The following is a 4,418-nucleotide window of genomic DNA, read 5'->3' as shown; positions in this document are numbered from 1 at the left end:
TTATTTCCTTTGTTTTTCAATTCACCTTGTTACTAGACGGTCAACTTTATGACGAGGTTAAGGAAGAAAGATTTAATTATTAAGATTAACACTTTTGATAATGGGCCGGTAGCTCAGCCTGGAAGAGTGCTCGGTTGGCATCGATAAGCCAAAATCCGAGAGGTCCCGGGTTCAAATCCCGGCCGGTCCACCTTTTATCTACGTCATGTAACACATAAATATAATTACCGTCGTCAGAATAATTATAGTGAAAAGTTTAACAGTAAAAGCAAAAGAAGCTGCTCTTGTAGAGAATAGGATTATTAAAATAAGTTTAGTGAATTCATTGTTTGCTATATATGTATTCATGGGTAAGGATAAGGATTATATACTATCCGAGAATTATTGCTCTTGTCCTCACTTCTATTACCGCATCTTTAGAAAAAATCTTGGTGCAGAAAAACGAGTGAATGCAGGGAGCACAAAATGTTATCATTTACAAGCATTGGAATTGGCATTAGAAAAAGATAAGGCAAGATCTATTTACGTCGATCTAGTTACTATGAAAGAGATTTTATTAGAGATTTATAGCATGGATAAGTCATTTATACTAAGAAAGCTAGTTATGAGATGAGGTTATATATCTTGGCTTTATCTCCGTTAGAGTTAGCATATCTTGGCGTTATAGGTACGTTAATAGCAGGGATTGCATATGTTATCTTTGTAGAAGTGTTTAATACTGGAATTAGGATAAAGATAGGTGGGGAAGGGAAGAGTGGGAGGAAGAAGGAAAAAAAGAAAGCAACTCCTTCAAAAGCCAAAACCAAAAATACCTGATATCTTTGAGTGCCCCAGATGTGGAAAAGTAGCTCTCAGCGTTACAATCAAAGATGGAAAGGCTAAAATAAAATGCGGTAGTTGCGGATTACAAGCTGAGTTTGATGTTCCACCTGTTTACGATCAAGCTAATGCATATGGTAAGTTTATCGATTTATATTATGAGGGAAAGATTGAAATTTTATCAAGTAGTAGTGAGGAGAAGACTGAAGATGAGACTAAAGGGGAAAGTGAAGAGTTACATTAGAGAGAAACTTAACGATGGTAAAGTTATTCACTTTTCATTATTCGATCCCGACAAGGTAGACGAAAACCAAGTTTATTATTTGGGCAAAAAATTAGTGGAAGCCGGAACTGATGCTTTTCTAATAGGAGGTACTCTAGGAGTTTCACAAGAGAAATTAGACAAAATCATATCGAGCTTATCAGAATTTGGTTTACCTACGATTATATTTCCAAGTAACGTAAATCTGATCTCAAGTAAAGCCGATGCAATTCTTTTTATGTCATTACTAAATTCTGATGATTTATATTACGTTGTCGGTGCACAATTAGTAGCTGCTCCAATTATAAAGAAATTAGGACTCGAGGTTTTACCTACAGCATACGTTATTATAGGTCATGGTGGAACTGCTGCACATGTTGGTAAAGCTAGAGTAATACCATATGAGAATACTGAATTAATTTTAGCTTACTCTTTGATGGCCAGGTATATGGGGATGGAGTTCATATATTTGGAAGCTGGATCTGGAGCTCCAAAGACAATCAATCCTTTAGCTATTAAAACTGTGAAAAGCAATGTAGATGATGCTATAATCATAGTAGGAGGCGGTATAAGAGATGAAGAGAGTGGGAAACTTCTAGCAAGCGCAGGTGCAGATATTATAGTTACTGGTAATATTATTGAACAAGATTCTGAGAAAGCCTTAAAAATTATAAAAGAAATCAAAAGTATGAGGAGAAAATAAATATGCCTTCTAGTAAAAAGAGAAGGAAAGAAACAGTGCCTTTGGTTTCAATGGCAGGTTTAATTAGATATTATGAAGAAGAAAGAGAGAAGGTTAAGGTATCTCCTACAGTTCTAATTATAGCTTCTATTGCTATAATAGCAGGAGTAATACTGGCGTCAATTTTAATTCCTCCTCCAGTGTAAAATATAAGGGAGCCTACCAGGGGGATACGGGGTAATATACCCTGAGGAAACTCCGGCCTCCAGATCCCCGGGGAAGTCGTATAAGACAAGGGTAGTACCCTTGGCTACGGAACAGAAACGAAACCGGTATAATGGAAGATGAAAATGAGATAACTCCTAGCTTAGGTGACTAAGCTAGGGGCATGAGATCCATTATACCGGTTGAAACGGCCGACCTTCTCGGAGCAAGTAGAGAAGGAGATGAATAGGGGATCCGATCCTTCTCTTGACGCTAAGTCGGATTCCCCCTAAATACAGAAGCCGGGTTATTGGTAGGCTCCCCTAAGATCTTATCTATTATTTCCTTCTCTACCTTAAGTATTTCCTTCTCTTTTCTACCCCTATAGGCTTCAAGTATTTCCTTGTTTAATTCTAAAAAAGTATGCCCCCATTTTATAGTATTTAATAGCTTCATAGCTTCATTTACTTCATCTAGAATATATAGAGCTGCAGCAAGAGCCTCCAACGTGGACAATTTATATGCCATTGCGTAATGAGTGGGGTTTCCTGCGAAAAGAGCAGGTAATCTCCTATGCGTATTTTTCTTTATAAAGGTTTTCTCAGTAATAATGTTCCACGACGCGTCTAAAGCAGTAATACCCTCTTTAAGAGCTAGTTCTTTATCATCTATAGATAAAGTTATTCTTGAAAAAGGGTCTAGAACTATTCCCATTTCATGTTTAGTTAACTTAGCAAAACCTAAACGTACTAGTTTTTTACCAGTGCATTTCTTAGGATCATCTTGGCCATAATCTATAATAAATAGCTTCATTAATTGTCATAAAATTATTATAACTTTATTGCTAATAAACCTTCTTGGGTCAAAATTGGCGTCTGCGATAGTTCTCATTAATACGGATGCTGGAGGAGAAGAAGAAGTGTTTGATAAATTAAAAAACATGAAAGAGATAACTGAGGTTCATGTAGTTTATGGAGTGTATGATATAGTTGCTAAAGTTGAAGCTGATTCATTGGATAAATTAAAGGATTTTGTAACTAATACTGTAAGGAAATTACCTAAGGTGAGATCGACATTAACAATGATAATAGTGGAAGGCAAGAGCGTAGTAAAGAAGTAATTGTAGGTATTGATGATCATGATTCTCCAGTAGCAGGATGTACTACACATTTTTCTGTGTTATTAATGCGTTATTTGAGAGAAAAATATAACGTGATTTTTACCGATTTTCCATATCTTGTTAGATTAAATCCAAATATACCGTGGAAAACCAGAGGTAACGCAAGTATTAGACTATCCTTTAGAACTGACATAGACATTGAAGAGATAGTTGAGGAAATTTGGCAAAAATCGTTAGAGTATGTGGAAGAGATATCAAAGGCTGTGAAATTTAATAGGAAACCTGGGATCGCAATTACATATGTCGAGGCTGCTAACTATTTAGGTAAATTTTACGAAAAGGCTGTAAAAGATGTGGTAACGATGGATTTAGCCAGAAAGATTGCCGAGAGATATGGAATAATAGTGAAGGGGGACAGAGGAATAATAGGAAGTATTGCATCTTTAGGTTTTAATCCAACAGTAAGCGGTTATACGTATGAGATATTGACGTATAAGAATGATAACGAGCCTCGTAGAGTTGATGAGAAATCTGTAATAGAATTCGATGAAAAGAATTTTCCTCATACCTTTGCAAATTATGATTATATAGAAAAGACGATTCAAATAGTATCGCACGGTGAGGACCCTGTATTATATGGGGTTAGAGGCACAGATGTTAGAACTCTTATAAGAGCTTTAGAACAAATTAAAGTTTCTAACAAAATTTTTGGAGCTATGTTATTTAAAACAAATCAAGCTACTAACTCCCATATTTCTAGAAAAGGTACCTATTATCAGACTGTACAAGTGTCCGTGATTGTTAAATCGGTTAAAATCTTACAAGGAGGCGACGTTCTAGTTAATACTAATGAGAACATACCAATTATATTTTATAAAGAAACTGGGGAGTTAAATGAGGCTTCCAAACTACTAAGAGAAGGAGACGAACTATTGGTTACAGGTTGCATAAAACCGTCAAGCTATTTTAAAAAGGTAATTGAAGCCGAAAGTATTAGGATTCTAAAGCTCAACTCATTTGAACTTGTAAACCCTAGGTGTCCTAAATGCGGTAGTTCTACGGAGTCTTTAGGAAAGAATAAGGGATTTAGATGCAGAAAATGTAGCTATAAATTTCTTGGAGATAAACGGAAGCAAGATATACGAAGAGGGTTATTAACTGATGTCCTCTATCAATCTAGGAAATATAGACATCTTACCAGACCTATTTTTTTAGAGTCCAGTAGTGATCCTTACGATATTGCCACTAAAAACGATCTCATAAACTATTTATTGTACTATCATAATTAACGGGCCCGCCGGGATTTGAACCCGGGACCACCGGCTTTCTTC

Annotated in this window: 7 protein-coding genes, 1 tRNA gene, 1 other RNA gene and 1 pseudogene; 9 read left to right on the top strand and 1 reads right to left on the bottom strand. The window is 35.9% G+C overall.

All coding sequences use genetic code 11. The features are described 5' to 3' along the window. The first annotated feature begins 102 nt into the window (after nt 1–102). The 7 genes from WIW89_RS06210 to rnpB all read left to right on the top strand — a co-directional run bounded on the left by WIW89_RS06210 (nt 103) and on the right by rnpB (nt 2,290). Nucleotides 103–190: transfer RNA gene (locus WIW89_RS06210), tRNA-Ala, on the top strand. Between the two features lie 57 nt (nt 191–247). Beyond that, nucleotides 248–613, top strand: a complete 366-nt coding sequence (locus tag WIW89_RS06205; RefSeq protein ID WP_337720130.1) for a hypothetical protein — start codon at nt 248–250, stop codon at nt 611–613. Next, on the top strand, nt 610–816 hold the full coding sequence (locus WIW89_RS06200) for a hypothetical protein (RefSeq protein ID WP_337699505.1): 207 nt from the start codon (nt 610–612) through the stop codon (nt 814–816). The genes WIW89_RS06205 and WIW89_RS06200 overlap by 4 nt, the downstream gene beginning before the upstream one ends. Continuing rightward, nucleotides 755–1,063: a transcription elongation factor gene (locus WIW89_RS06195; RefSeq protein WP_156007918.1), complete on the top strand. Its 309-nt coding sequence runs from the start codon at nt 755–757 to the stop codon at nt 1,061–1,063. The genes WIW89_RS06200 and WIW89_RS06195 overlap by 62 nt, the downstream gene beginning before the upstream one ends. Next, complete coding sequence (locus WIW89_RS06190) at nt 1,029–1,784, top strand: geranylgeranylglyceryl/heptaprenylglyceryl phosphate synthase (protein WP_337720129.1); 756 nt, start codon at nt 1,029–1,031, stop codon at nt 1,782–1,784. The genes WIW89_RS06195 and WIW89_RS06190 overlap by 35 nt, the downstream gene beginning before the upstream one ends. 2 nt (nt 1,785–1,786) lie before the next feature. Further along, nucleotides 1,787–1,969 (top strand): preprotein translocase subunit Sec61beta, encoded by a 183-nt coding sequence (locus WIW89_RS06185; protein WP_337720128.1) that lies wholly within the window; start codon nt 1,787–1,789, stop codon nt 1,967–1,969. A 7-nt stretch (nt 1,970–1,976) separates the two neighbouring features. Then, nucleotides 1,977–2,290, top strand: an RNA gene (gene rnpB, locus WIW89_RS06180) — RNase P RNA component. 1 nt (nt 2,291) lies between these two features. Here rnpB and WIW89_RS06175 read toward each other — a convergent pair. Further along, a pseudogene (locus tag WIW89_RS06175) lies at nt 2,292–2,780 on the bottom strand (DUF367 family protein); the annotation flags it as partial. 55 nt (nt 2,781–2,835) lie between these two features. Between WIW89_RS06175 and WIW89_RS06170 the strand changes: the two are divergent. Together WIW89_RS06170 and WIW89_RS06165 are read left to right on the top strand one after the other, a co-directional pair. Continuing rightward, nucleotides 2,836–3,087, top strand: coding sequence for an Lrp/AsnC ligand binding domain-containing protein (locus WIW89_RS06170; protein WP_156005087.1), 252 nt, complete (start codon nt 2,836–2,838; stop codon nt 3,085–3,087). Beyond that, a complete protein-coding gene (locus tag WIW89_RS06165; protein WP_443296071.1) occupies nt 3,036–4,376 on the top strand; it encodes a TiaS agmantine-binding domain-containing protein in 1,341 nt (446 codons plus the stop codon). The genes WIW89_RS06170 and WIW89_RS06165 overlap by 52 nt, the downstream gene beginning before the upstream one ends. Nucleotides 4,377–4,418 lie beyond the last annotated feature (42 nt).

Source organism: Stygiolobus sp. CP850M, assembly GCF_037389425.1.
In the GTDB taxonomy this organism is placed as follows: Archaea; Thermoproteota; Thermoprotei_A; order Sulfolobales; family Sulfolobaceae; genus Stygiolobus.
Note: the sequence above shows the minus strand (reverse complement) of the source record. Positions and strands in the feature narration are given on the sequence as shown.